Source organism: Methylobacterium carpenticola (assembly GCF_042748905.1).
In the GTDB taxonomy this organism is placed as follows: Bacteria; Pseudomonadota; Alphaproteobacteria; order Rhizobiales; family Beijerinckiaceae; genus Methylobacterium; species Methylobacterium carpenticola.
Map to the genome: position 1 here is coordinate 162,125 of NZ_JBHZEO010000001.1, position 25,027 is coordinate 187,151.

Below are 25,027 nucleotides of genomic sequence, written 5' to 3' on the forward strand. Positions count from 1 at the left end.
CGCCGGCCTCCTCAGCGGACCTGGTCGAGGAGTTCGGCGCCCTGGGTCACGACCCTCTTGCCGGGTCCGATCCCCTCGGCCACCAGCACGCGGCCGCCGTCGAGCGGCTCGACCCGCACGGGCCGCGCCTCGAAGCGCTCCGCGGTGGTGTGCTCGTAGACGACGTCCTGCCCGTTGCCGGTGCGCACGACGGCCGAGCGCGGCAGCGCCAGGCCGGACTGCTCCGTGTCCGTCCCGGCCAGCACGGTGACGAACTGGCCGACCCGCAGGCCCGAGGCGTCGCCCTGGACGGCGAACTGCACCGGGATGGCCTGGTTGCGGTCGGCGAGCCCCGTGCCCTGGTAGGCGAGCTTCAGGGTCCGACCGTCCGCGAGCCGCGCGGTAGCATTTTGGGCCGCCGTCAGGGCGTCGAAGCTGAGGGCCTCGACCCAGAGACGGTTCGGGTCGACGATCTGGAAGACCATGGCGCCGGGCGCGGCCATCTGGCCGGCGACCGCGGTCGCCTGCGCAACCACCCCGTCGACCGGCGAGACCAGGGTCTCGGGCTGCTGCCGGATCTTGTCGAGGGCGGCGCGGCGGTCGTGCAGGCCGTTGAGCTCGGCCACCGCGTCGTCGAGCTGGGTCGTGGCGACGGCGCCGGTGGTCGCGAGCTTGCGATAGCGCTCGACCCGGCGCTCGACGATGGCGATCTGCTGGTCGAGCTCCCCCTGGCGCTGGCGCATATCGGAGACGTCGACGGCCTGGACCGGCGGCGTCACCGTGGCGAGCACGTCGCCCTTGCGCACCTTGGTGCCGAGGCGCGGGAAGATACCGGAAGGCGGGGGCGAGAGGCGACCGCCGACGGAGGACTGCACGACGCCGCTGGCGTTCGGGTCCGGGATGATGCGGCCGGGCAGCTCGACCGAGCGGTGGAAGCTGCCCCGCTCCGTCATGGTCGTGCGCAGCACCAGCAGGCGCTGCGTGGGCTTCGGCACGAAGACGGAGCCGTCGGGCAGGCGCTGCGCGAGGTCCGACGAGACCGGCGTGGTCTGGCGCGGCTCGATCAGGGCGGCCCCCTGCACGGGTGCGCCGTGGTCCTCGTCACCGTGCGCGAAGGCGGCGGTGCCGAGGACGAGGGTGATGCCGATGGCGAGCAGAGCAAGGGCCGGAGCCCCCCGACGGCCGCGTGCGAGCGCCGTCACGAGCACGCCGAGCAGGAAGGCGACGGCGACCGCGACCATCAGCGTCGGGTCCTTGGCCGTCAGGCGCTCCCTGAGGCTGTGGGCGACTTCGGATACGCGCGCCAGGGCAGCCTGCGCCGGAGCCGGCGCGGCAGGCGCGGCTGTCGCAGCGGCCTTCGGGTCGGGGACGGTGACCGCCACGGTCAGCACATCGACCGCGTCCCCGGCCGTGACGGTCGCCACGAGATCGTGCCGGCCAGGCTTCGACAGCCACGGGGCCGGCAGCGCGTAGCCGCCGTCGGTCGTGGCGGTCGCGACCTTGGGACCGTCCGGCGTCTCGACCTCGATGGTCGCGCCGGGCACCGGCTCGTTCGTCCGGAACCGGTCGAGGAACAGCGTCAGGGTCCCGTCGCGCGGGATGACGACGAGCTCGAAGGCGTCCGAGAGCGCCTCGCCGCGCGGGGCGATGCTCTTCGAGACAGGGGGCTGGGCGGCGCCGTGGTCGTGCCCCTCGTGGGCGAGCGCCGGCCCCGCGAGGACGGCGGCAAGCAGCGCCACCGCGCGCAGGGCGGCGGCAAAACGGGTCGACATGAACAGGAATCCTCGCGTCGGGAAGTCCGGACGGCGCCGTTCTCGGGCGCACTCCGGGCGTTGCGCGCCTCAGGCGCGCCCTACTTCACGCGAGGGTTCGTGGGGGCTTGGGCAGGGCCTCGGGGCCGGGGCCCGAACGGCCGGCGACGTCGCGCGGGATCAGCGTGACGGTCCGGAACAGGGCCGGCGACAGGGCATTGGGCCCTGACAGGACGCCGGTGGCGCAGCAGGCCATCGTCCCGCAGCAGCGGGTCTTGCAGCCGACCGGGCAGCACTCGTCCTGGCTCGGCTCGATGCGCGCGCCGTCGACCGTGGCCGGGGCGAGCGCGACCCTGGCCCATGCCGGCATGACGGCCCGGACAGCCACCTTGGGCGCCGCGGGCGCAACAGCCTTGGGCGCCGGAAAAGGGGCCACCTTCGGCTGCGCCGCGGCGTGGTGGCCGTGGTGGGCGTGCCCCTCGTGGGCCTGGACGGCGGACGGCGCGACGTAGGCGATGATCGCGAGGATCATCGCCGCCATCAGGCGCGCGATTTGCCGGTCGAGGCTCATGAGTTCTGGCTTACACCGATTCCGGTGGCGGGACTATGTCCGCCGTTGAGACGTGAATGCCTGCAGGCAAATTTGGTTGCCGTCGCGGCGTTTCAAGCCGCCGCGGGCAGCGGCTCGGCCGGGAAGCCCGCCGCGGCGATGGCCTGGGCGATCCGGTCCGCAGGGCCGGCGGCATCCCACACGGTCACGAGCTTGGCTCCGAGTTCGACCTCGACCCGTGCGTTCGGCTCGATGCCTTGGACCGCGCGGGTCACCGACTTGGCGCAGCCGCCGCAGCCCATCTTCTCGACCTTGAAGCGATGCATGACGCACTCCCTTGGATGGCGTCACACCCAGATGGGGCTTCCCATCATGGGAAGGTCAAGGGCCGGCACGGGCCCGTCAGGCCGGGACGGTCGTGACCCACGTGGCGGCGTGGTCCTGGTGGCCGTGCCGAATGCCCTCCCAGCCGAGCCAGCCCGTGTAGAGGCCAACCAGCACGATCAAGGCGGCCGACGCGTAGGGGGCCCGCCGGGCGAACGCACTGAAGCCGGACCAGCGGGTCGCCACGTGCTGAAAGCTGAGCGCCGCGATGACGCCGGCCGAGACCATTGTGAGCGCCAAGCCGACGCTGAAACAGACGACCAGCGCGAAGCCAAGGCTGAACTGCTTGAGCTGGATGCACAGAAGCAGGACGGTGATGGCGGCCGGGCATGGGATCAGCCCGCCCGTCAGGCCGAACATGACGATCTGGCCGGTCGTCACCTGCCTGCCCGAGAAGCGGCGACGGATGTCCTCGGCGTGGGCGCGGGCATGGGCGTCGTCCTCGTCGCCCAGGTTCATGTGGTCGTGGTCGTGCTCCTCGAACGCGACCTCGTGCACCTCGACCCCGGACGGTCCCTCCAGGTGCAGCCGCGTCATGAAGGCGTGCGGCTCCGGGATCTCCTCCATGCTCTCTAGGAAGTCGCCCCGGTGCGCGAACGCGAACGTCTGCCGCCCGCCATGCGGGCGGACCGTCTCGATGGTGATGGTCCCGGGGACCGGCAGCCCTCCTCGCTCGGCACGCACCCGCCAGCGCGGCGGCACGCCGTCCTCGAACACCTCCAGCGTCAGCAGGCCGGTCCCGGTCGTGATGTGCTTCGCACCGTCATGGTGGTGATGGTCGTGGTGCTGCTCGCGCCAGGTGCGCCACGCCATCCAGAGCGCGATGCCGACGATGAGGACGGCGGAGGCCAACTGGAAGTACGGCTCGGACGCCTCGCCGCCCCACTCCTGTCCAAGGTATTGCCCGCCCAGCGCGATGACCCACACGACCGCCGTGTGCGAGAGCGTCGCCGCCAGGCCGAGCAGGACCGCCTGGGTAACCGTGCCCCGGACCGCGATGATGAAGGCGGCCATCATCGTCTTCGAATGCCCGGGTTCGAGGCCATGGAGGGCCCCGAGGAGGATCGCGCTCGGCACGAACAGCCAGGCGTGGGCGGCCCCCTGCTGGAGCAGGTCGGCAAACGGGATCATGGGTCGCGTCCGTCCTATTTCAGGTAGGTCCGCACCACCTCGATGAGCTCGGCGGCGCCCCGGGCGCGCTCGGCGTCCGGCTCGGCGTCCGGGTTCACGACGTGGTGGCGGATGTGGTCTTCCATCAGCTCGGCGGTCAGGCCGTTGACGGCGCCACGCATCGAGGCGACCAGCATCAGGACGTCGGCGCAGCCGATCTCGGCCTCCAGGGCCCGTTCGACGGCTTCAGCCTGCCCCTTGAGCCGACGCACGCGGGCCAGGAGCTTGGTCTTGTCCTTGATCGTGTGAGCCATGGATACGGCTTCCGGTCTCGAATGATATATAGGGGGGTACCCTATCATTTGCCAAGCGGTGACCGCTCGACGGCGTGGCGAGGCCCTACCATGAGGAAGGACGACCCCTGCATATCGGTCTGCCAATTCGACGGCATGACCGGATGGTGCCTGGGCTGCGGGCGCACCGTCCCCGAGATACGAGCGTGGAGGAAGATGACGCCCTACCGGCGCACCGCCCTTGCGCGCGAGCTCCCGCGCAGGATCGGGCAGATGGCTTCCGCGGGACAGCGCCTCTCCCGGTCCGAAGAGGCTTGACACGCCCGGCCAAGCGGCGATGAATGGCGCCATCGGGGAGCGATCCCCCGACGAGGCTCCGGCTGAAGAATCGCGTCCCGACTGCATACGATGCAAGGACGCGTCATGCCCGTGCCCAACACCATTACCGTCGAAAAACTCGCGCGCCTGATCGGCACTTCCGGCTGCCCTGCCGTGGTCGACGTACGCTCCTACAGGGAATTCCTCGTCGACCAGCGCCACGTGCCCGGCTCCTTGCCACGGTCGGCGGAGAAGGTCGCCGAGTGGGCGCCGGGGCTGCGCGGCAGGTCCGTCGTGGTCGTCTGCGAGGACGGACGTCGTAATAGCCATGGAGTGGCCGCCTGGCTGCGCAGCGCCGGCGTCGAGGCCGAGGCCCTGCAAGGTGGCATCGCGGACTGGGCGGCCGCCGAGCTGCCGATGGTTCCGGCCAACAAGATCCGCAACCGCGACGAGCAGGGCCGCACCGTCTGGGTCACGCGCGCCCGACCCAAGGTCGACCGCATCGCCTGCCCCTGGCTGATCCGCCGCTTCGTCGACCCTGACGCGGTGTTCCTGTTCGTGCCGCCGAGCGAGGTCTCCGGGGTCGCGGAACGGTTCGAGGCGGCGCCTTTCGACATCGACGACCCGGGCACCTTCTGGAGCCACCGGGGCGAGCTCTGCACCTTCGACGTCATGGTCGAGGAGCTCGGCCTCGCGACGCCGCCGCTCCTGCACCTCGCGACGCTGGTGCGCGGAGCCGATACTGGCCGGCCCGACCTCGCCCCGGAAGCGGCGGGCCTTCTCGCGGCCTCGCTCGGCCTGTCGCGAATCTACGCGGACGACCTCGCTCAGCTCGACGCCGGGATGCTCCTCTACGACGCCTTCTACCGCTGGTGCCGGGACGCGACGGAGGAACGCCACACCTGGGAAGGCGACCGGACGAAGGGGAAGGCGTGACCATGGCCGCGACCGCAGGCATCCAAACGGCGCCGGCTCCCGGAGAGGCCGCCCCGGGAGCGCCGGTGCCCGTGACCCTGGCGCAAGCCCTGCCGGTCTGGGCCCGCATCGCCGCACTCTCCTTCGGCGGCCCGGCCGGGCAGATCGCCGTCATGCACCGCGTCCTCGTCGAGGAGAAGCGCTGGATCTCCGAGAACCGGTTCCTGCACGCGCTGAACTTCTGCACGCTGCTACCGGGACCCGAGGCCCAGCAGCTGGCCACCTATGTCGGCTGGCTGATGCACGGCACCCGCGGCGGCGTCGTCGCCGGCGGGCTGTTCGTCCTGCCGGGCGTCCTTGCCATCATGGCCCTGAGCTGGATCTACGCGCTCTACGGCAATGTCGGCCTCGTCGCCGGCCTGTTCTTCGGACTGAAGGCGGCGGTGCTCGCCATCGTGCTCCAGGCGGTGATCCGCATCGGGAAGCGGGCGCTCAAGGGCTCCCTCATGGTCGGGCTCGCGGCTGCGGCGTTCGTGGGCATCTTCTTCCTCGGTGTGCCGTTCCCGCTGATCGTGCTAACGGCCGGCGTCATCGGCTACCTCGGCGGCCGGGCCGGGCTGCCCCAGTTTAAGGCCGGCAGGCACGGGGCCGGCGGCAAGGCGGTGGCGGGCCCCTTCCTGCTCGACGACCACGAACTCCCCCGGGAGCGGGCCGCCGCCGGGCACACCCTGCGGATGCTGCTCGTCTGGGGAGCGATCTGGCTGGTTCCCGTCGCGGCCATCCTGCTCGCCCTCGGCTCGGACGACGTCTTCGCCCAGGTCGCGGTGTTCTTCTCCAAGATGGCGATGGTGACCTTCGGGGGCGCCTACGCGGTGCTCTCCTACGTCGCCCAGCAGGCGGTGGAGCATTACGGCTGGCTCAAGCCCGGCGAGATGCTGGACGGCCTCGGCATGGCCGAGACGACGCCCGGCCCGCTCATCATGGTCACCCAGTTCGTCGGCTTTCTCGCCGCCTATCGGGCGCCTGGCGCACTGCCGCCGCTCGTCGCCGGGACGCTGGGCGGTCTGCTCACCACCTGGGTGACCTTCGCGCCCTGCTTCCTCTGGATCTTCGTCGGCGCCCCTTACGTCGAGCGCCTGCGCGGAAACCGGGCCTTGGCCGGCGCGCTCTCGGCCATCACCGCGGCGGTGGTCGGCGTGATCCTCAACCTCGCGGTCTGGTTCGCCCTGCACACCGTCTTCGCCGAGACCCAGCCGTTCACGGCCGGGCCGATCCGGTTCGACGTGCCGGTACCGTCGAGCCTGAACCCGTGGGCGCTCGCCCTGGCGGCCGCGGCGGTGCTGGCGGTGTTCCGCTTCAAGGTCGGCATGGTCCCGACGCTCGCGGCCTGCGCCGCGGCCGGCGTCGCCCTGCACCTGGCGGGGCTGGTGTGATGGGCGCCGGACGCATCGCTGCCTTGGCCGTCATACTCGTCGTGACGGCAGGCCCCGCGTCCGCCGGCGAGGCGTTCCGGCGCCTGTCCGCCTCCGAGATCCGGACGTACCTCATCGGCAAGGAGGTCACGGACGAGGTGCACTGGGCCTATTCCTTCGAGCGAGGCGGCGGCTTGCGCGTGGTGTCGCTCGGACGCACCCGCACCGCGCGGTGGCGGATCGACGGCGACGGGCTCTGCCTCGATGGCCAGCCCTGCGTCGAGGTCTGGATGGCCGGCGACCGCGTCGAGTTCCGGCGGGGCGAAGGCACTCTCCCCGAGGAGGGTGTGCTGCAGGCGCCTGCCAGCCGGCGCTAAGGAACGAGAAACCCAGAGAGAGGAGACGACCATGCGCCGCTTGCTTGCATCCCTCGCCGTGCTGGGCACGGTCGCGCTCGCGTCCGCCGCGTCGGCGGGCGAACCCTGGCAGGACGCCATCGCCATCGGGCTCGGCAAGCCCGGCACCGCCATGCCGGGCGGGGTCTACCGCGTCGGCCTGCCCCGGACCGACCTGAACGTCACCCTCGACGGCGTGCAACTGAAGCCGTCCTTCGCCCTGGGTTCCTGGCTGGCCTTCGTGAAGCATGGGAGCGGCGACGAAGTCATGGTCATGGGCGACCTCGTGCTCACCGACGACGAGGTCAACCCGGTGATGAAGCGGCTGGTCGAGGGGGGGCTGGAGATCACGGCGCTGCACAATCACCTGCTGCGCAACACGCCCCACACCATGTACATGCACGTCGGCGGGCACGGGGATGCGGGCAAACTCGCGACCACGCTGCGCGAGGCCCTCGGCGCGAGCAAGACCCCCTTCGGTGGTGCGACGGCGGGGGCGACGCCTCCGAAGGCTGGCGGCGCGGAGCCCGCGTCCGCCGGGGAAGGGCCTGTGCCGGCGAAGGCGACGGCACCCGATCAGGCGCTCGACCTCGATACGGCGGCCATCGACGCGGTGCTCGGGCGCAAGGGCAAGGTCAACGGCGGCGTCTTTGCCGTGAGCGTGCCTCGTGCGGAGACGCCGAAGGACCATGGCATGGAGGTGCCGGAGGCGATGGGTTCGGCCATCGCCATCAACTTCCAGCCGACCGGCGGCGGCAAGGCGGCCATCACCGGCGACTTCGTCCTGACCGCCGACGAGGTGAACCCGGTGATCAAGGCGCTGCGGGCGAGCGGCATCGAGGTGACGGCGCTGCACAACCATATGCTCGACGACGAGCCGCGGCTTTTCTTCATGCACTTCTGGGCGAACGACGACGCGGCCAGGCTGGCCAAGGGCCTGCGGGACGCCCTCGACCAGGTGAAGGTCGCGAAGGGCTGACGCGTATGGCGAGGTCCGGCTCCCCTCCCTTCAAGGTCGCGGTCGTCTGGCGGGGCGACGCCCGGGCGCGCGCCGAGGCTCGCCCCGAGACCAGCCGGTTCGCCGCGGTCTTCGCCGCCCTTGAGCGGCAGGGGCTCGCCGCCGAGCCTGCCGTCTGGGTCGAGGGGCAGGCCGACGCTTTCCGGGCCCAGCTCGTGGCGACGGACGCGGCGCTGGTCTGGGTGAACCCGGTGACGGAGGACACCGGCGAGGGTCGCGCCGCCCTGGACGCGGTGCTGCGGGAGGTGGCCGCCGCCGGCGTCCTGGTCAGCGCCCATCCGGACGTGATCGACCGGATCGGCACCAAGGAGGTGCTGGTCCGGACGCGGGAGATGGGCTGGGGGACGGACACGCACCTCTATGCGGGCCATGCCGCCCTTGCGGCGGAGTTTCCCGGGCGCGTGGCCGAGGGGCCGCGGGTGTTGAAGCGCAGCCGCGGCAACGGCGGCATCGGCGTCTGGAAGGTCGAGCGAGCCGCGGGCCCCGAGGTCAGGGTGCAGGAGGCGCGTGACCGTACCGCGCGCACGGTGCCGCTCTACGCATTCCTAGCGGAGCGCGCCGCCGACTTCGCGGCCGGCGGCACTCTCGTCGACCAGCCGTTCCAGGCACGGCACCTGGAGGGAATGGTCCGTTGCTACGTGAGCGGCACGCAGGTCGCGGGATTCGGTGTCCAGTACGTGACCGCGCTGGCTCCGCCGGAGCACGGGCGCGCGCCGCCACGCCTCTACTCGGGGCCGGACGACGAACGCTTCCGGCGCCTGCGGGGCCTGATGGAAGCGGCGTGGATACCCGAGTTGGCGGAACGGCTGGGGTTGGGACCGGACGACTTGCCGGTCATCTGGGACGCAGACTTTCTATTGGGGCCAAAGGATGCCCCCGGCGAGGACACCTGGGTGCTCTGCGAGATCAATGCGAGCTCGGTCTACCCCATCCCCGACGAGGCGCATGACGCCCTGGCCGCGACGACGCTGCGGCGGCTGGCTGAGGCCCGTACCCGGTGAGTGGCCGGGTGACCTCGACGCGGCGGAGGGCTGACGTGCCAGATCGTCGAATTTGGGGACGTTCTGCGGCGGCCGCTCAGGCTGTCCGGCGCGCCTCAAGCATCGACCGCTTCATCCGCCGAGCTGCGGCACGCCGGAGGTCGTGACCGCTTCGAACGCTCAGATCGCGTCGGTGCCCCTGTAACGTGCGAACGGTGTCCGGATATTGGGGCCAAACAAGACGACCTCGTAGAGGTCGGGCTCCATGCCCGCGACCTCCATGCCCGGAGAGCCTGCCGGCATGCCCGGCACCGCCAGCCCGGTCCCGGCCGGCCGCTCCGCCAGGAGGCGCTTGATCGCGCTGGCCGGCACGTGCCCCTCGATTGCGTAGCCGCCGACCTGGGCGGTGTGGCAGGAGGCGAGATCCCGCGGCACGCCGAGGCGTGCCTTAACCGGGTTCACGGGCCCCTCGGTCACCGTCACCGTGAAGCCGGCATCGCGCAGGTGGGTCACCCACTTCTCGCAGCAACCGCAGTTCGGGTCCTTGGTCACCGCGACCGTGGGAAGCCCCTCCGCCAGGGCCCCCCGCCCGAGCGCCAACCACGCCGCGAGGCCCGCGAGCACGGCACGCCGGGACGGCATCGTATTGCTCCGCATCGTCATCTCCCGTTCGCTCTCACTCGGCCGCCTGCGGCAGCCTCACGTTCCCGTCCGCCGCCTCGCGTGCCACTTGGTCCGCTGGCGGCAACCCGCGCCCCTTCACCAGGGCGTAGACCGCCGGGATCACCACCAGGGTCAGCACGGTCGAGGAGACCATCCCGCCGATCATGGGCACCGCGATCCGCTGCATGACCTCGGAGCCCGAGCCGGTGCTCCAGAGGATGGGCAGGAGCCCGGCCATGATGGCGACCACCGTCATCATCTTGGGCCGGACACGCTCCACGGCCCCGACCATGATGGCCCGCCGCAGGTCCGCGCGCGTGAGGGGGCGGTCCGCGCGCGCGCACCCGACCCAGACCTCGTCGAGGGCGTGGTCGAGGTAGACCAGCATGATCACCCCGGTCTCCGCGGCGACGCCGGCGAGCGCGATGAAGCCGACCGCCACCGCGACCGACAGGTTGAAGCCCATCCACCAGAGCAGCCACACCCCGCCGACCAGCGCGAAGGGCAGCGACAGCATGACGATGAGCGTCTCGGTCAGGCGCCGGAAGTTGAGATAGAGGAGCAGGAACACGACGAGCAGTGTCAGCGGCACCACGATCCTCAGGCGCGCCTCGGCTCGTTCCAGGTACTCGTACTGCCCGCTCCACTGCAGGATCGTGCCCTGGGGCAGCTTGACCTCGTCGGCCACGGCCCGGCGCGCCTCGGCCACGTAGCCGCCGAGGTCCCGGCCCGCGATGTCGACGAAGACGTAGACCGCGAGTTGCCCGTTCTCGGTGCGGATCGAGGTCGGCCCTCGGGTGAGCTCGACCTTCGCCACCTCACCGAGCGGCACCGTGCCACCCGCCGGCAGCGGCACCTGGACCTCTGTCGCGATGGCCTTCGGGTCTGAGCGGAAGGCGCGCGGGTAGCGCACGTTGACCGTGTAGCGCTCGCGGCCCTCGACGGTGTTCGTCACGGACTGCCCACCCAAGGCGGTCGCGACGACGTCCTGCACGTCCCCGACCATCAGGCCGTAGCGCCCGAGCGTCTCGCGGTCCGGCGCGATGTCGAGGAAGTAGCCGCCGATGACGCGCTCCGCGTAGGCGCTGGAGGTGCCCGGCACGGCTCGGACGATCGCCTCGACCTGTCGGGCAACCCCCTCCATGGCCTTCAGGTCGGTGCCTAGCACCTTCACGCCCACCGGTGTGCGGATGCCGGTCGAGAGCATGTCGATGCGGGCGCGGATCGGCTGCGTCCAGGCATTCGACACGCCCGGGAACTGCAGGGCTCGGTCCATCTCTGCCTTCAGGCTCGCGAGCGTCACGCCCGGGCGCCACTCCGCCTTCGGCTTCAGCGTGATGACCGTCTCGAACATCTCCATCGGTGCCGGGTCGGTCGCGGTGTTGGCTCGTCCGGCCTTGCCGTAGACCGAGGTTACCTCGGGGAACGACTTGATGATGCGGTCCTGGGTCGCGAGGAGTTCGCCGGCCTTGGTCACCGAGATGCCCGGCAGGGTGGTCGGCATGTAGAGCAGCGTGCCCTCGTCGAGCTCCGGCATGAACTCCGAGCCGAGCTGCCGGGCCGGCCAGGCGGTCGCGGCCAGCACGCCCAAGGCGAGCAGGATGGTGAGCACCCGGGCCCGAAGCACGCCAGCGATGAGCGGCCGGTACAGCCAGATGAGAAGGCGGTTGAGCGGGTTGCGGTGCTCCGGGACGATGCGCCCGCGCACGAACAGCACCATGAGGACCGGCACCAGCGTCACCGACAGGAGCGCGGCGGCCGCCATGGCGAAGGTCTTGGTGTAGGCGAGCGGCCCGAACAGCCGTCCCTCCTGGCTCTCCAGGGTGAAGATCGGCAGGAAGGAGACCGTGATGACGAGGAGCGAGAAGAACAGGGAGGGGCCGACCTCCGCTGCAGCCTCGACCAGGATCTCGACCCGCGGCTTGCCCGGCGGCGCCCGTTCCAGGTGCTTGTGGGCGTTCTCGATCATCACGATGGCGGCGTCGATCATGGCGCCGACCGCGATGGCGATGCCGCCCAGGCTCATGATGTTGGCGCCGATTCCGAGCGCCTTCATGCCGGCGAAGGCCATCAGGATGCCGACCGGCAGCATCAGGATGGCGACCAGCGCGCTGCGCACGTGCAGCAGGAAGATGACGCAGACCAGGGAGACGACGACGCTCTCCTCGACCAGCGTGTGCCGCAGGGTATCGATGGCCGCGTCGATGAGTTGGGAGCGGTCGTAGACCGGCAGGATCTCCGTGCTGGCCGGCAGGCTTTTCGCGACCTCGGCCAGCTTCGCCTTGACCCCCTCAATGACGCTGAGTGCGTTGGCGCTGAAGCGCTGCAGGACGATGCCGCCGGCGACCTCGCCCTCGCCGTTCATCTCGGTGATGCCGCGCCGCTCGTCCGGCCCGAGCTCGACCCGGGCGACGTCCCTGACCCGCAACGGCGTGCCGCCGGAGGTCTTCAGCACGATGTTCTCGATGTCGGCGACGGTCCGGATGTAGCCGCGCCCGCGCACCATGAACTCGAACTCGGAGAGCTCGACCGTGCGGCCACCGACGTCGGCGTTGCTCGCGCGGATGGCGTCTCGGAGCTTGGTGAGGCTGATGCCCTGCGCCCGCAGCCGGTTCGGGTCGACGACGACGTTGTACTGCTTCACGAAACCGCCGACGCCCGCGACCTCGGCCACGCCCTCGGCCCGAGAGGCCCCGAAGCGGATGACCCAGTCCTGCAGGGACCGGAGCTCCGCGAGCGTCCGCTCACGCGCCACCACCACGTACTGGTAGACCCAGCCCACGCCGGTCGCGTCGGGCCCCAAAGTCGGGGTCACGCCCGCCGGAAGCTTGCTGCCGGCCGCGTTGAGGTACTCCAGCACCCGCGAGCGGCCCCAGTACGGGTCGGTGCCGTCCTCGAAGATCACGTAGACGAAGGACACGCCGAAGAACGAGAAGCCCCGGACCACCTTGGCCTTCGGCACCGTCAGCATGGCGGTCGTTAGGGGATACGTAACCTGATCTTCCACCACCTGCGGCGCCTGCCCGGGATACTCGGTGTAGACGATGGCCTGCACGTCCGAGAGGTCGGGGATGGCGTCCAGCGGCAGGGTTCGCAGCGCCAGCACGCCGGCGGCGACGGCGAACACCGTTCCGACCAGCACCAGGACGAGGTTTCGGGCCGACCAGCCGATGAGGCGCGCGATCACGGCGTGCCTCCCGCATTGGCGGCCTGCCGGTCGTCCTTCGGGGCGGCCAGGGACTGGAGCGCGGCCTTCAGGTTGCTCTCGGCGTCGATCAGGAAGTTCGCCGCCGTGACCACCCGGTCGCCGGCCGCGATGCCGTCGCGGATCTCGGTGTAGCCGCCGCCGCGGACGCCGACCTTCACCGCCCGCGGCTCGAACCGGCCCTCGCCGCGGTCGAGGAGCACGACCTGGCGCGCGCCGGTGTCGATGACGGCGTCGTCCGGGACCGCCACCACCGGCTCGGCGTCGCCGGTCGCGATCTCGACGTCGGCGTACATGTCGGGCAGCAGCGCGCCGTCCGGGTTCGGCAGCTCGATGCGCACCCGCGTCGCCCGGGTCTCCGGGTTCACCTGCGGGTAGACGACCGCCACCTTGCCCGAGAAGGTCCGGCCCGGGGTCGAGCGCAGGCGCACGGTCACGGCCTGTCCCACGCGCACCCCGGCGAGGTCGCGCTCGGGCACGTCGGCCAGCACCCACATCGTCGAGATGTCGCCGATCCGGAACAGGGTGTCGCCGGCCGCGGCCTTTATGCCCTCGATGGCGGTGCGCTGCAGGACGAGGCCGTCCCGGGGCGAGGCCCACGTGATGGCCATCGGCACCTTCCGGGTACGCTCCATCTCGTCGATGACGGCCTCGGAGACGTTCAGGTTCTGGAGCCTGCGGCGCGCCCCGTCGAAGCCCGGGTTCGCGATGAGCTGGGCAGCGGCGGCGTTGATCTCGGGCGAGTAGACGTGGACCAGCGCCTGGCCCTTGCGGACGCGGTCGCCGGTCGTGACGTTCTCGACGTGGTCGACGTAGGCGTCGGACCGGGTCGCGATGACGGTGATGCGCCGCTCGTCGAGGGCGACCGTGCCGGGCACGCGCACCGGCTGCGCCACAACCCGCCGGTCGACGGTCTCGGTCCGCACACCGGTGCGCTGGACCTTGCCGGGCGAGACGGTCACGACGTTCCCGCCCTCGTCCTCGCCCGCGTAGACGGGGATGTAGTCCATCCCCATCGAGTCCTTCTTCGGCACCGGCGAGGTGTCGGGCAGCCCCATCGGGTTGCGGTAGTAGAGGACCTTGCGGGCACCCCCGGTGGGCTTGGTTATCCCGCCCTGCGACATGCCGAGCCCGGCCATGTCATGCTTGGACATGTCGTGGCCGGCCATGTCGGCGGGCATGGCCTCGCCCACGTCGGGGTCGTCGAAGCTGACGTCCTCGCTGGCGCGGACGGCACGGAACTCCCGGCCGTCCGCCGTCACCATCGGCGACGCCGAGTAGACGGGCTTCCCGTTCGGGTCCCGGTAGTAGACCACCGGTCCGGACGCGGGCTTGGACGTGGCCGGCGCCTGCGCGGCGGGCAGCAGGCCGGCGACGCCGTGCCGGGCCCGCTCGACCAGCGCCGGCACGTACTCGGACCTCGCCCGTTCGACGAGCGCCGGGACGGGGCCATCCTGCCGTCCGGCCCAATAGCCGAGCCCCCCGCCGCGAGCGCGGCGAGGGTGCCGGCGAACCATGCCGGGCCGGTCATTTCGCGGCCTGAAGGACTAGCTTATCCTCGACCGTGCCGGTCTCGCCCTGGACCTTGGCGGCCAGCGACAGGCGCCAGCGGCCCTGCATCGAGAGCTTGGCCTTGAAGCGGTAGACGCCGGGCTCGGTCGAGGGGACCTGCTCGACCTTTGTTGCCATCTCCTCCATGGCGTCGGGGGCCATGTCGAGGCGCTTGGCGAAGACCACGGCGTCGGTCACCGGCTTGCCGCTCCGCTGGTCGACGAGCCGGACGGCGATGACGGCCTCGCCGACCTTCGCCTCCTGCTGCACGAGTTCGAAGCGGTAGTCCTTGATGTCCGCCAGGGCGGGGACGGTCATCGCCGACGGCGACAGGGCGGCGGCGAGCAGCGCGGCCGGCACGGCGCGCGCGAAGGGGTTCTTGGTCACGGGTGTCTGTCTCCTGAACGCGATGGAAGGCGACGTGCGGGCGCGCGTCACCGTGCCGGCGCCAGCGCCGGCGGCATCGGGTTCAGGCTCGGGGAGGCTCGGGTAGCGGGGGCCCGTGCAGGCTGGCGAAGGAGGCCGCGTCGGGCCAGGCCCGGCTCGTGCGCGTGGCGACCGGGGCCGGGACTGGGACCGAGGTTGGCAGGACGGACGCGACGTGGGCGAGGCAGAGCGACAGCAACGGGCAGCCGGCCTTGGCGCAGTCGGGCTTCTCCGCCTTCTCCGGCGGGCAACAGGGCATGTCGTCCATGTCCATGCCGACATGGTCCATGGCCGGCATCGCCGCGTGCGAACCGTGGGCCTGCGCCGTCATGGAGGCGTGCATGCCCGCGGCGGCCGCGGAGGCGGTCACCGGCGTCAGGGCGAGGCTGAGAACCGCCAGGAGCGGGAGCAGCCGCCGGAGGGCGAGCCAGAACGTCACGAATCGACGATGCCAGTTTTCCGGGTCGCGCGGAAGGTCGATGGACTTCAGGATGATCCTTGCCACCGTGGGAGGGTCAAGCGCTCGCAACCGCCGGGACCGCGTCGGATGGTCCCGGCGGTTGGACGCGGACTTCAGTACCCGTGATGGTGATGGTGGTGGCCTCGGTCGAAGTGGACCGGACGGTCATAGCCGTGATGGTGATGCCGCTCGTAGCCGTGGCGGTGGCCATGGCCATGGTGATTATGCTGGTCCCAGTGGTGATGGTGATGATGGCGTGGCCCGCGCTCGTACCACTGCGCGGAGGCGCCGCCGGGGGGCAGCACCAGGGCAGCGGCAACCAGACCTGCGATGCGAAGCTTCATGGGAGGACCTGCCTCGTTCGAGATGCCCCAAGACTGGGCAAGTCGCGTTGAACCGGTTCTGAAGCCCGCGCGCAGCCTCCGTTCAGCGAACGGCGCCGCTTCCCTCAACGACGTCCGGCCGCGCCCCCCACAAGGCTATCGCCAGCCCGAGGTTCGCCAGCGGAAGTGATACCCGCTACCACGTGCGGGAGGCTTGGTCGCAAGCCTGGCCGGAACAAAGTACGAACTGGTACGTTGAGCATCTTGGCCGGCGGAAGGTCGCGCCCAGGCGTTCCGGGGGGAGCCGTGCCGAAAAATCTCGTCGTCTTCTCGGATGGCACCGGCCAGGAGGGCGGGCTGCGCGAAGAGCAGCGGCTGAGCAACGTCTACAAGCTCTACCGCGTCTGTAGGGTAGGCCCGGATAGCGGGATCGACCCGCGCGATCAGGTCGCATTCTACGACCCCGGGCTTGGCACCGATGGCTCGGCCACCGGCTTCGTCGGCGCATACCGTCGGCTGCAGAAATTGCTGTCCTCCGTTACCGGGCTCGGCATCACCAAGAACATCGCCGACTGCTACGAGTTCATCATCAACCACTACGAGCCGGGCGACCGGATCTACCTCGTCGGTTTCAGCCGCGGCGCCTACACGGCCCGCTGCGTGGCCAACGTGCTGTTCCTCTGCGGGGTGCCCACTACCGCGCCGGGCGGCCAATGTCGGTCGCCGGGCCTCCGGGCTGCCATCGGTCGGTGGCTGAAGGAGAGGTTGCCGAGGCGCAAGCCTGATCCGGCACTCGCGCCCGAGATCCCGGACCCGAACGGCTACCTCCCGCGCTTCCGCAAGACGACCCGTGACATCGCCGAGGAGGCGGTGATGCGCGTGTACGAATATGGCGCCGGGTCGCCTCGCGCCGAATACGACCAGGAGCGGCAGGAACTCGCGCGGCGGTTCCGGCAGCGATACGGATCGGGCGACGAACTGCGCTCAAACGTGGCGCCGCACTTCATCGGCGCGTTCGATACCGTCGCCTCGCTGGGATCCGTCGGTCCCCGGCGCTGGGGCCTTGCGGCGGGGCTGTCAGTGCTGGCGGTCCTTCTCGCTGCTGCGCCGGCCATCGTGCTCGACCTAGCCTTCGGCACTGGCTTCTGGGTGCCATTCGCGACCGTCGCAGCGCTGGGGGCCGCCTTCGTCCTTTGGCGCTGGCTGCCCACCGCCGTCAAGTTCATCACGAACTCCCCCGTCGATGGCAAGACGCGCTTCCATTTCGCCCAGTGGCGTTCGAAGAACTACGACATGCTGCTTAGCGGGCATGTCGGTTACGCGCGCCATGCCTTGGCCATCGACGAGACCCGCGCCGACTTCCCGCCGGTCGGATGGGGTAAAAAGGGAGCGGTTCGCGAGAAGGTCGGCGACGAGCCAGAACCGCTCATCCAGATGTGGTTCGCCGGGAACCACTCCGACATCGGCGGCAGCTACCCCGAGGCCGAGAGCCGCCTGTCCGACATCGCCCTGGGCTGGATGGTCGAGCAGGCCACGTCCATTCCGGATCCGCTCCGGGTCGACGGCATGGCGCCCGGCAAGGAGGGTTTCGGGCGGTTGCGCCTCCATCCAGCCCCCAACGGCATGCAGCACTGCGAGGTCGCCGGGATGCGCGACACCATCGCGGGCATCGTGCCAGGCTGGCTGCTGCCTCGGCTGGGGTGGCTCGGCTGGCCGGTGAAGTTGCGCGAGGTGCCCGATAGCGCCCCAGTACATCCGACGGTCTATGAGCGGTTCAAGCTTGCCGACGTGACGCAATGCGCCGGACGGGGCGCCTACCGTCCCGAGGGCCTGGCAACACACGCGGATTTCAGGGGCGGATATGCGCCAGCACCCGCTTCGCCCAATGCGATCCGAGCCGCTTTATAGGTCCCGGGTACACGGCACGCCGGTGCAGATGCAGCTCGCGCGGTGTAAGCTTCGCTAATCGATTCCTCCCCCCCCTCCCATCACTCGTATCCGGCTCGAACGGCACTCTCAGGATGGCCAAAGTCGATTACCACCGGAATGCCCTGCGCATCCTATTCATCCTGGTGAAGGGCAGCCGCCCTTACACCGGGGAGTTAGTCGAGGGCTTCGACCGCGTCTTCCGTGGCGAGACCAAGGTGCAGGCTCTCGACTTCTGGATTCGCTACCCCGACTATCTGGCCGACGAGTTGCTCTCACTCTACGAACTCACGGGCGACCGGCAACACCTCGACACCGCGCACCGGATCTTCGCCGACGAGGAGCCAGACCTGCGTCGGGTGCCGATGCTGCGGCGGTACTTCGGCGCCTACGAGCCGCTCGACACGGTGCTGGGCATCCTTAAGAGCCGGGGACTGGTGCTGCCGCGGTCGCGCCAGATGGAGCGCGGCACCGACGAGCACGACTTCCTGGTCGCGGCCATGGCCAGCGAGCTCATTGCCCGGGTCGTCGCGGAGCTGCCCGAGCTGGGCTGGTACGACCGAAGGGTGGACTTGGTGCTGCACGTCGCCGCTGGCCGGGGCGGCTACGCCCTTAAGGAGCGCCAGCACCAGCAGAAGGAATACCACGATGCCGCGACCGGCGACCTGATCCCTACAACCGCCGAACGTGTTCGCAAACGGCTTGAAACCTTGCGGAAGGCCGCGTGATGGCTGACGATCCGAAGCCGTTCGACGCGGCGTCCCTGCTTGCGGAGATTGCTGACAAGTCAGGGCGGAGCGTGGAGGAGGTCCGCGGCGTTCTGACCCGTCACGGGGTCGCGTACAAGCCTTCCATCGCCGTGCCCAAGCACCTCTGCATCCGGTCTCTCGCCTTCACTGGTGAGAAGAAGGGCGAGAAGGCGTCCGGCCCGATCTCGTTCGCCTGGGACGACCTCGGGCCCGGTCTCATGGCCATGCTCAGCGACAGGAATTTCCGAGGCAAGTCGACCCTCTTGGGCATGATGAGGTGGTGCCTCACGGGCCGCCGCGAGGACAACATCCCGAGCGAGATGGCCGAGTGGTTCGACGCTGTGAGGATGAAATTCACTCTCGACGAGCAAGCTTACGAGATCGACATCTCGGACGCGGTCACGCCCGCGGGCACCCTCTGGCGGGTCGAGGGCGAGAAGCGGTTCGAGCAGGCGCCGTTCGGGTCCCACGAGGGGTTCGAGGCGGTGATGTCAGACTTCTTCATGGGGCAGCTCGGCCTGCAGACGACGGTCGTACACGTCGAGCAAAAGGGCCAGGGTATCGACCAGAGCCACCATTGGCCGTGGCTCTCCGGCGCCATGGTGATCGAGCCGAGCCCGAAGCACCTGTTCGGCTCGGCCCAGCACCTGCGCGTGCGCATGATGCAAATGTACCTCGGCGTGCCCTGGGCGGACGCCACAAATGACGTTCTGTCGGCAAAGAACCGGATCGCCACCGAGACGCGGCAGGTGACGGCGGAAGTCGAGCGGACGCGTGCGCGTCGCAAGGCGCGGCTCGCCGAACTGGATGCCGAACTCTCATCGCTGCGCTCACAGTTGGCCAAGCTGCCCCGCGAAGAGGACCAGCGGCAGGCCCTCAGGCGGGCGAACCGGGAAGTCGCAGCTGCAGAGGCGCGCCTGCGAGCCGGGGAGCGGGCGCTCGCGGTAGTGGGCGAGGACTTCGATGCGGCAAAGGAGGCACATGCGGAGGCGCGGCGCGACCTTCAGGACTTCAGGGACGGCCGCGCAGCACGCCGGGTATTCCGGTCCCTCGACCCGCTCAGCTGCCCGCGATGCGACGAGGTCTTCGACGAGGAGCGAAAGCAGGAGACCCGCGAGCGTCACGTCTGCGTCGTCTGCGGAACCGACGAGGTGCCCGAGGGCAATCCTGCGGCCCAGGAGGCGGCCCTGAAGGACGCGGTCGCGGCGACGGCTGCCGAGATGCAGGCGCAGAAGGTTCGCCATGAGGCGGCCCAGGCGGCCATTTCGCAGGCCAAGGCCGACAGGGAAAGGTTCGAAGCGGACTGCCGTCGCCTGGAGACCGCGCTAGCCAAGCCGTCGGGCGCGGCCGCCCTCGAAATGGAGATCTTGCGCAAGGAGGCGCGGAAGGAGGAGTTGGAAGGCGAGGAGGTGCCGGCCCCGGAGCCGTTGGACGACTCGGCCGTCCTGGAGATCGCTGAGAAGGTGACGAAACAGGCTTTCAAGCCGTTGCAGGAGGAACTCCTCAAAGAGGTTTCCGAACTCGCCCGGGACTATGCCGTCCGGTTCGGAGTCGAGAGCCTGGAAGGGGTCGAGTTGCGCGGCAACTGCTCCATGGCCCTGAAGAAGGGAGGTGGCACGGCATTCTTCGGGACCCAGACGGACGGCGAACGGGCGCGGCTCAAGATCGCCACGACCATTGCCATCATCACGGTCGCCGAGCGCCGCGGGCTCGGGCGCCATCCCGGGCTGCTCATGATCGATTCGCCCGGGGCGAACGAGATGGTGGGCCAGGACTACGCCAGCCTCGTCGCTGGCCTGGCGGAACTCGTCGATGAGATCGGGCACATCCAAGTGTTCGTGGCAGCCGTCAACAACGACACGATCCGCGGGCATGTCTCAGGCAACAAGGTGCGCTACGCTTCCGGGGACGATTTTCTCTGGTGAGGCCGTGAACGCCCTCGACGCCAAGATGGAAGCGCTGCTGACGGCCGGGCGAACGCCGTCGGCCGCGGATTTCGGCGGCCTCGACCCGATTCTGGGCGAGGCGGGGGCGGTCGCGCGCTCACATTACGCGCCGGAATTCGTGTCCCTCGTCCTCGACGGAAGCGACGACGGTGACGATGTCGCCATGGCCTTCGCAGGCGACGTCGTCGAACGGTTGGACAGTGACTTCGCCATCAATGCCATTGTCGACTGGGCCGCCGAACGGCGGGCGTTGCCTGCACCGATGGAGCGCCGTTTCTTCCGGCGCTGGCTGGCCCTGGCTGGTGACCGGGAAGCGGCCGCCAGCGTTCGAACCGCGGCTTTGCGGGGCGCCCTTCTCATGAAGCGGCAGGACGAACGCCGCGCGCTCCAGCTGGCCGGCTTCGTGGCCGCGAGCGAGCTCGATGACGAGCCAGATTTCCTCGCGCACGTCGCGAGGGTCGGGGGCTTCCTTCACGCGGAGAGCCCGAACCCGGGAATTATCAGATTCCTGGAAGACCTGCTCGACGTGGCCGACGCGGCCGACGAGGCATCTTTCGAGCTCGGCATGGACCAGGTCGGCCTGGCGCTTCAGACCGCGGACGGGGCCCAGATCCTCTGCCGGCTGCGTGAGGCACGCACGCGTTTCGATGCCGCCTCCGCCAGCCGGGAAGCACGCCCGGACGCGCGGGTGCTCTCGCTGGCCATCGGCATGCTCAACGACTTTTACGAGGAGCGGTCCGACGGTTTGCCTGAGAGGCTGCACGAGCTCAGCAGGGAGGCATTCGCTTACTCGACCTATTCCGGGCAGGAAAACGACTTCCTGAACGGCGCCAAGACTGCGGAGGTCGCCGCTTGGGGGGCGCTCGCCATCCGCCTGGGCAGCCTAGCGCCCAACCTCGGGAAGCCAGCGTGGTGGGACGCAGCGCGTATCATCGAGGGTGAGCTCCTCGCGGTCTACTCGGCCAGTCGGACCATCTTCCGGCGGGGTGAGGACGGCGGCCTGGAATGGGTTGTCCGGCCCCGCATCGAGTCATACGTCAGCCTGCACAGGCAGCAGCTCTATGTCCTGCGCGACTGGCTACGCGCGAACCCCCTCTCCGAGCACGGAACGGCAGCAACCGAACTCATCGTTCGCGCCGAGGCCGCCCTCGGCATGGGGGGCTCCACGGACCCTCAGCCGGCGGCGACCGATGGCCCAACGGTCGCCGCCATTCTTGAGGAGGGCGAGCTTCCCGTCGAGCTCCAGGAGAGGATCGTTCAAGAGACCCTGGCCGACGTCAACGCCTTCGAGTTCCGGCAGATCTCGCCGCCCCTGATGGAGGCGATGACGATTGTCCACCTTGCCTTCCAGGACCTTCGGTACTACCCGCACCCCAACGTCCGGGCGGTCGTGCGGTCGCTAGTCTACAAGACCCTGCTGTTCCTCGAAGCCCGCATCGACCTGACACCGGGGGTGGATCCGGCCGTGGCCTACCTCTTTGTCGAGGAAGGGCAGCCCAATCCGCACGAGAAGGCGCTGCAGCAGGACTACATGGCCTCCCTGCGCCGCTCCAAGTTCGGCACGGTGGACGAGGTGCGCGGGGTCGGGGGCGGACGGGCCGACGTCTCCCATCAGGTCGACGGCATCAGGTTCGTCACCGAGGTGAAGCGCGAGGAGACCGACGCATCGTTCGCAAACCTGCTGGCCTCCTACGGCGATCAGACTGGCCTCTACCAGAACACGAACATTCCGGTCGGCATCCTCCTCGTCCTCGATCTCACCACCAAGGGGGGGCTGCCAGGTCATTTCCGAACCCTCTACCACCCTGAGGTGGGAGATTTGTTCAGCGATGGGATGCTGCGCGGGGTCCTCGTCGTGCGCGTCCCCTCGCGGAAAATCCCGCCGAGCGCCGCGACCGAGAGGGCCAAGCGTGAAATCTCGGCTGCCAGGGCCGAGAAGCGACGTCAGGCCCGAGACGCAAAAAGGGCGACGGCCGGTGCTGCCGCATCTCCGGGGCGAAGGAGGAAGCGAGCTGCGGCCAAGGGAGCCTCAGACTGCCAAGGCCTGGGCCGGTCGACGGCCGAGGCAAGCGACACGCCGTCCGGTGATGGTCAAGGCGGCGGTTGAGGGGGGGCCAGTCGCCCTCGTTTGCGACCGCGCAAACCCCATATAAGAACATAACAGGAACTTGCCTGCCGAAGGCCGTGCCGGGTGCGCGCGGATGTCCGGCTTCGGGTTGAGGGAGAAGCCGTCCCGGCCGCCTAGCCTCGACGTGATCCCGCGGTCATGATCCCATGGCACTTCACCGGCATGGGCGGTCGAGACGGCTTCCGGCAGGCGCGCATGATCGGAACCCGGCAGCCATGCAACTCAGGATACTCTTCGCGGCGGCCATCTACCTTGGGTCCTACCTACCCCTCAGCCTGATCCTGCTCGCGCAGGACCTCGACACGGAGGTCGTGAGGCGCGGGATCTGCCCGGTCGGTTCGATGGTTGCCCTCGAATGCGCGAGCCCACTCAAGAACCCGCTCTACTCGCTCGCCGCCGTCGCCGTGTGCGCCGCGGGCATGCTGGCCACCTTCGTCGCGCTCCGCGCCCTGCGAACTTCACAGCGCGTGAAGGTGACCGAAAGCAAGCACATACCGGCTGACCTTATCAATTACGTGATCCCTTATGTCGTTTCCTTCATCAGTCTGGACTTCGAGCAGGGCACCAAGCTTATCGGGTTCACGGTCTTCCTGGTCTGGATCTTCTGGATCACGTACAAGTCTGGCCAGATCGCACTGAACCCCGTGCTGGCGGCATTTGGTTGGAAGCTGTTCGAGGTCAAGTACGTCTTCCACGGGGGTACTTCGACTTTCGTCGGACGCGTGCTGTCGAAGGTCGATATCGAGCCTGAACGTACCTATCTTCAGGGGCATCTGCAGGACGTGATGGTCGTGCGGAACGAAGAGGGGGATGCCTGTCGATGACTACGCTTCCGGACCTGAAGGGCTTCGACCTGGCCGGGGCGGACGTGACGGTATGGGTGTTTAAGACTTTGACCGGGAAGGAGGGGACGCCGAGGTTCACGGGTCATTGGGTCGGCATCACCGACGAGCTCGCGCACAAGCTCAGGGAAACGGTCCGCGTGGCGCTCGACGGGATCACTGAGACCATCGAGTATGGCGTCCTGAGGCAGAACAACGAGGGCAGTGCACTCACCATCCAGGCTGACGAGACCTACGTGCACCTGATCGCCGGCGAGGTGGCGAACGACGCCCCCGGTCGCAGGGCCCATAGCGTCAAGGATCTGGCCAACAGCAAGTTCTGCGTCGTGAAGTTCGTGCGCGACGGGAAGACCATGCTTGCCGTCCGGAAGACCGATGCGACCTGGTCGACGCGCAAGGCCGCTGGTCTCATCAAGGTGATCTTCTCGGACGATGAGCTGGATGTCGAGGAGGATCCCGTCTTCACCATCCGGCCGGACTTCGACTTCTTCGTGCTCGAAGACCGTATCTTCATTTGGAGCAAGCCAAACTTCGAGTCGGTGCTGGCGTACAAGGCAGGACACGAGCAGGCGTTCTCGACCTTGAAGGAGGAACCCGAGTTCGCCGCGATCTTCGCGGATCTGCGGCCGCTCGACGTGTTCGTCGGATCCAACAAGATCCACCTCCGTCGCGCCATCGCGATCCAGGCGAAAGGTCACTACAAAGATGCCGCCTTCATGGGGCGCCTCCTGGCCCAGCACAAGAACATGAGCCTCGACATTGAGTTCGACGCGCAGGGGCGGATCGTTCCCACCGCGGAGACCTGCCGTCACATCTTCCTGGCTCTCCTGGACCACAGGCTCGATTCGCGACTCACCTCCAGGATTTACGATGTGCAGAGCACCGAGCCGGTCAGCTGAACGCCCTAGAATGCGACGGGTCGGGCGGCGTGATTTCGCGGTGGATGGAACCGCGGTCGGCTCCTCCTCGCTTGCTTGACACGGTCGTCCGGGCAAAGACCGCTATTCCCTACCCAGGACTGTCGCTCGCGCTGGACGAGCTCGTCTTCCAGCTCGCCGACCCAGTCCTCGACCTGCTCGGCCCAGTCCGAATACTGCCGGTAGCGGCGCTCCTCACGGTCCACGATGGCATCGGCGAGGTCCCCCTGCTCCAGCAGGGGGCGCATGCTACCCCGTGCAGCCATTTCCGCGGTGGGCACGGCCATCCCGTTGATGACAGCGTGGCGGACATGGTGGCCGACCCGGCTGCGCAGGTCGGAGGGGGACACCTCAAGCATCGGGCAACTCCTCGGATCCTGTGATCCCAGGAGCGTAGCAGCGCGATCGGATCTGACTGGGCGGCGAGCCCACTACATCTCGGTAGTCAGGTCGAGTTGCCGACCCGCAACAGCCTCAGTGCAGGACGGTGGCCTCGGGCCGGTCCTCAATCGGGGACCCGACACCGAACGCGGCGAGCGCTCGGGCGAGGTCCACCCTGGCGTGCTCGGCGCGGTAGACCATGCCCCAGGTGCTGAGGGTGAGCACGCCGGCCCGGTCGAGCAGGTCGCGCAGCGCGGCGACCGCGGCGGGCGTCGTCGCGTCGATGCCGGAACGGGTCAGGGCCTCGTCCCATGCCTCGATCACGTCGTCGAGGAAGACATGCTCCACAACGGTCGAGCCCTTGCCGAAAGCGTCCGGGATCCGCGAGTGCGTGCTCTTCATGGC

The 25,027-nt window shown here is 69.3% G+C and carries 24 protein-coding genes and 1 pseudogene; 13 read left to right on the forward strand and 12 right to left on the reverse strand.

Annotation, left to right across the window (positions count from 1 at the left end):
* Positions 1 to 11 precede the first annotated feature (11 nt).
* From ACE101_RS00805 to ACE101_RS00825, 5 genes are all read right to left on the reverse strand, one after another.
* A complete protein-coding gene (locus ACE101_RS00805) occupies positions 12 to 1,751 on the reverse strand; it encodes an efflux RND transporter periplasmic adaptor subunit (RefSeq protein WP_379125630.1) in 1,740 nt (579 codons plus the stop codon).
* An 85-nt stretch (positions 1,752 to 1,836) separates the two neighbouring features.
* Positions 1,837 to 2,301: a hypothetical protein gene (locus ACE101_RS00810; protein WP_379125631.1), complete on the reverse strand. Its 465-nt coding sequence runs from the start codon at positions 2,299 to 2,301 to the stop codon at positions 1,837 to 1,839.
* Between the two features lie 92 nt (positions 2,302 to 2,393).
* Positions 2,394 to 2,606: a heavy-metal-associated domain-containing protein gene (locus ACE101_RS00815; RefSeq protein ID WP_379125632.1), complete on the reverse strand. Its 213-nt coding sequence runs from the start codon at positions 2,604 to 2,606 to the stop codon at positions 2,394 to 2,396.
* A 76-nt stretch (positions 2,607 to 2,682) separates the two neighbouring features.
* Positions 2,683 to 3,795: a nickel/cobalt efflux transporter gene (locus ACE101_RS00820; RefSeq protein ID WP_379125633.1), complete on the reverse strand. Its 1,113-nt coding sequence runs from the start codon at positions 3,793 to 3,795 to the stop codon at positions 2,683 to 2,685.
* Positions 3,796 to 3,809: 14 nt separating this feature from the next.
* A complete protein-coding gene (locus ACE101_RS00825; protein WP_379125634.1) occupies positions 3,810 to 4,088 on the reverse strand; it encodes a metal/formaldehyde-sensitive transcriptional repressor in 279 nt (92 codons plus the stop codon).
* A 90-nt stretch (positions 4,089 to 4,178) separates the two neighbouring features.
* Here ACE101_RS00825 and ACE101_RS00830 point away from each other — a divergent pair, with 90 nt between their 5' ends.
* The 6 genes from ACE101_RS00830 to ACE101_RS00855 all read left to right on the forward strand — a co-directional run bounded on the left by ACE101_RS00830 (position 4,179) and on the right by ACE101_RS00855 (position 9,126).
* Positions 4,179 to 4,385: a DUF1289 domain-containing protein gene (locus ACE101_RS00830; RefSeq protein WP_379125635.1), complete on the forward strand. Its 207-nt coding sequence runs from the start codon at positions 4,179 to 4,181 to the stop codon at positions 4,383 to 4,385.
* A 105-nt stretch (positions 4,386 to 4,490) separates the two neighbouring features.
* Positions 4,491 to 5,321, forward strand: coding sequence for a chromate resistance protein ChrB domain-containing protein (locus tag ACE101_RS00835; RefSeq protein ID WP_379125636.1), 831 nt, complete (start codon positions 4,491 to 4,493; stop codon positions 5,319 to 5,321).
* Positions 5,322 to 5,323: 2 nt separating this feature from the next.
* Positions 5,324 to 6,733, forward strand: coding sequence for a chromate efflux transporter (gene chrA / locus ACE101_RS00840; RefSeq protein ID WP_379125637.1), 1,410 nt, complete (start codon positions 5,324 to 5,326; stop codon positions 6,731 to 6,733).
* A gap of 23 nt (positions 6,734 to 6,756) precedes the next feature.
* Positions 6,757 to 7,089 (forward strand): hypothetical protein, encoded by a 333-nt coding sequence (locus tag ACE101_RS00845; RefSeq protein WP_379125638.1) that lies wholly within the window; start codon positions 6,757 to 6,759, stop codon positions 7,087 to 7,089.
* A gap of 31 nt (positions 7,090 to 7,120) precedes the next feature.
* The gene (locus ACE101_RS00850) at positions 7,121 to 8,086 is read left to right on the forward strand and encodes a DUF1259 domain-containing protein (protein ID WP_379125639.1); all 966 of its coding nucleotides are present in this window, start codon (positions 7,121 to 7,123) and stop codon (positions 8,084 to 8,086) included.
* 5 nt (positions 8,087 to 8,091) lie between these two features.
* Positions 8,092 to 9,126 carry a Cj0069 family protein gene (locus ACE101_RS00855; RefSeq protein ID WP_379125640.1) on the forward strand — a complete coding sequence of 345 codons (1,035 nt, stop codon included), beginning with the start codon at positions 8,092 to 8,094 and terminating at the stop codon, positions 9,124 to 9,126.
* 159 nt (positions 9,127 to 9,285) lie between these two features.
* On the opposite strand, the gene ACE101_RS00860 is transcribed toward ACE101_RS00855, so the two are convergent.
* The 5 genes and pseudogenes from ACE101_RS00860 to ACE101_RS00880 all read right to left on the reverse strand — a co-directional run bounded on the left by ACE101_RS00860 (position 9,286) and on the right by ACE101_RS00880 (position 15,389).
* On the reverse strand, positions 9,286 to 9,762 hold the full coding sequence (locus ACE101_RS00860; RefSeq protein WP_379125641.1) for a DUF411 domain-containing protein: 477 nt from the start codon (positions 9,760 to 9,762) through the stop codon (positions 9,286 to 9,288).
* Between the two features lie 19 nt (positions 9,763 to 9,781).
* Positions 9,782 to 12,955: an efflux RND transporter permease subunit gene (locus tag ACE101_RS00865; protein ID WP_379125642.1), complete on the reverse strand. Its 3,174-nt coding sequence runs from the start codon at positions 12,953 to 12,955 to the stop codon at positions 9,782 to 9,784.
* Positions 12,952 to 14,504: pseudogene (locus ACE101_RS00870) on the reverse strand (efflux RND transporter periplasmic adaptor subunit). Before ACE101_RS00870 ends, ACE101_RS00865 begins: the two are co-directional and overlap by 4 nt.
* Positions 14,501 to 14,911: a FixH family protein gene (locus ACE101_RS00875; RefSeq protein WP_379125643.1), complete on the reverse strand. Its 411-nt coding sequence runs from the start codon at positions 14,909 to 14,911 to the stop codon at positions 14,501 to 14,503. The pseudogene ACE101_RS00870 and the gene ACE101_RS00875 overlap by 4 nt, the downstream one beginning before the upstream one ends.
* An 82-nt stretch (positions 14,912 to 14,993) precedes the next feature.
* Entirely contained in the window at positions 14,994 to 15,389 is a 396-nt protein-coding gene (locus tag ACE101_RS00880; RefSeq protein ID WP_379125644.1) for a hypothetical protein, read from the reverse strand.
* Between the two features lie 146 nt (positions 15,390 to 15,535).
* Between ACE101_RS00880 and ACE101_RS00885 the strand changes: the two genes are divergently transcribed.
* From ACE101_RS00885 to ACE101_RS00915, 7 genes are all read left to right on the forward strand, one after another.
* Positions 15,536 to 15,805 carry a hypothetical protein gene (locus tag ACE101_RS00885; protein ID WP_379125645.1) on the forward strand — a complete coding sequence of 90 codons (270 nt, stop codon included), beginning with the start codon at positions 15,536 to 15,538 and terminating at the stop codon, positions 15,803 to 15,805.
* 234 nt (positions 15,806 to 16,039) lie between these two features.
* On the forward strand, positions 16,040 to 17,641 hold the full coding sequence (locus tag ACE101_RS00890; protein ID WP_379125646.1) for a T6SS phospholipase effector Tle1-like catalytic domain-containing protein: 1,602 nt from the start codon (positions 16,040 to 16,042) through the stop codon (positions 17,639 to 17,641).
* 113 nt (positions 17,642 to 17,754) lie between these two features.
* The gene (locus ACE101_RS00895; protein ID WP_379125647.1) at positions 17,755 to 18,387 is read left to right on the forward strand and encodes a hypothetical protein; all 633 of its coding nucleotides are present in this window, start codon (positions 17,755 to 17,757) and stop codon (positions 18,385 to 18,387) included.
* Positions 18,387 to 20,333: a coiled-coil domain-containing protein gene (locus ACE101_RS00900; protein WP_379125648.1), complete on the forward strand. Its 1,947-nt coding sequence runs from the start codon at positions 18,387 to 18,389 to the stop codon at positions 20,331 to 20,333. Before ACE101_RS00895 ends, ACE101_RS00900 begins: the two co-directional genes overlap by 1 nt.
* A 4-nt stretch (positions 20,334 to 20,337) precedes the next feature.
* A complete protein-coding gene (locus ACE101_RS00905) occupies positions 20,338 to 22,461 on the forward strand; it encodes a hypothetical protein (RefSeq protein ID WP_379125649.1) in 2,124 nt (707 codons plus the stop codon).
* Between the two features lie 236 nt (positions 22,462 to 22,697).
* A complete protein-coding gene (locus ACE101_RS00910; RefSeq protein WP_379125650.1) occupies positions 22,698 to 23,306 on the forward strand; it encodes a KwaA family protein in 609 nt (202 codons plus the stop codon).
* Positions 23,303 to 24,223, forward strand: a complete 921-nt coding sequence (locus tag ACE101_RS00915) for a Kiwa anti-phage protein KwaB-like domain-containing protein (RefSeq protein ID WP_379125651.1) — start codon at positions 23,303 to 23,305, stop codon at positions 24,221 to 24,223. The genes ACE101_RS00910 and ACE101_RS00915 overlap by 4 nt, the downstream gene beginning before the upstream one ends.
* A gap of 5 nt (positions 24,224 to 24,228) precedes the next feature.
* On the opposite strand, the gene ACE101_RS00920 is transcribed toward ACE101_RS00915, so the two are convergent.
* Together ACE101_RS00920 and ACE101_RS00925 are read right to left on the reverse strand one after the other, a co-directional pair.
* A complete protein-coding gene (locus tag ACE101_RS00920; protein ID WP_379125652.1) occupies positions 24,229 to 24,600 on the reverse strand; it encodes a hypothetical protein in 372 nt (123 codons plus the stop codon).
* A 115-nt stretch (positions 24,601 to 24,715) separates the two neighbouring features.
* Positions 24,716 to 25,024: a hypothetical protein gene (locus ACE101_RS00925; RefSeq protein ID WP_379125653.1), complete on the reverse strand. Its 309-nt coding sequence runs from the start codon at positions 25,022 to 25,024 to the stop codon at positions 24,716 to 24,718.
* Positions 25,025 to 25,027 lie beyond the last annotated feature (3 nt).

Bases quoted from the DNA above. Each gene is read 5' to 3' on its own strand.
- ACE101_RS00910 (WP_379125650.1), top strand. From the start codon at position 22,698: ATGCAACTCAGGATACTCTTCGCGGCGGCCATCTACCTTGGGTCCTAC.
- ACE101_RS00805 (WP_379125630.1), bottom strand. From the start codon at position 1,751: ATGTCGACCCGTTTTGCCGCCGCCCTGCGCGCGGTGGCGCTGCTTGCC.
- ACE101_RS00915 (WP_379125651.1), top strand. From the start codon at position 23,303: ATGACTACGCTTCCGGACCTGAAGGGCTTCGACCTGGCCGGGGCGGAC.
- ACE101_RS00920 (WP_379125652.1), bottom strand. From the start codon at position 24,600: ATGCTTGAGGTGTCCCCCTCCGACCTGCGCAGCCGGGTCGGCCACCAT.
- ACE101_RS00820 (WP_379125633.1), bottom strand. From the start codon at position 3,795: ATGATCCCGTTTGCCGACCTGCTCCAGCAGGGGGCCGCCCACGCCTGG.
- ACE101_RS00900 (WP_379125648.1), top strand. From the start codon at position 18,387: ATGGCTGACGATCCGAAGCCGTTCGACGCGGCGTCCCTGCTTGCGGAG.
- ACE101_RS00855 (WP_379125640.1), top strand. From the start codon at position 8,092: ATGGCGAGGTCCGGCTCCCCTCCCTTCAAGGTCGCGGTCGTCTGGCGG.
- ACE101_RS00825 (WP_379125634.1), bottom strand. From the start codon at position 4,088: ATGGCTCACACGATCAAGGACAAGACCAAGCTCCTGGCCCGCGTGCGT.
- ACE101_RS00895 (WP_379125647.1), top strand. From the start codon at position 17,755: ATGGCCAAAGTCGATTACCACCGGAATGCCCTGCGCATCCTATTCATC.
- ACE101_RS00815 (WP_379125632.1), bottom strand. From the start codon at position 2,606: ATGCATCGCTTCAAGGTCGAGAAGATGGGCTGCGGCGGCTGCGCCAAG.
- ACE101_RS00830 (WP_379125635.1), top strand. From the start codon at position 4,179: ATGAGGAAGGACGACCCCTGCATATCGGTCTGCCAATTCGACGGCATG.
- ACE101_RS00885 (WP_379125645.1), top strand. From the start codon at position 15,536: ATGGTGATGGTGGTGGCCTCGGTCGAAGTGGACCGGACGGTCATAGCC.
- chrA (WP_379125637.1), top strand. From the start codon at position 5,324: ATGGCCGCGACCGCAGGCATCCAAACGGCGCCGGCTCCCGGAGAGGCC.
- ACE101_RS00835 (WP_379125636.1), top strand. From the start codon at position 4,491: ATGCCCGTGCCCAACACCATTACCGTCGAAAAACTCGCGCGCCTGATC.
- ACE101_RS00850 (WP_379125639.1), top strand. From the start codon at position 7,121: ATGCGCCGCTTGCTTGCATCCCTCGCCGTGCTGGGCACGGTCGCGCTC.
- ACE101_RS00860 (WP_379125641.1), bottom strand. From the start codon at position 9,762: ATGCGGAGCAATACGATGCCGTCCCGGCGTGCCGTGCTCGCGGGCCTC.
- ACE101_RS00810 (WP_379125631.1), bottom strand. From the start codon at position 2,301: ATGAGCCTCGACCGGCAAATCGCGCGCCTGATGGCGGCGATGATCCTC.
- ACE101_RS00925 (WP_379125653.1), bottom strand. From the start codon at position 25,024: ATGAAGAGCACGCACTCGCGGATCCCGGACGCTTTCGGCAAGGGCTCG.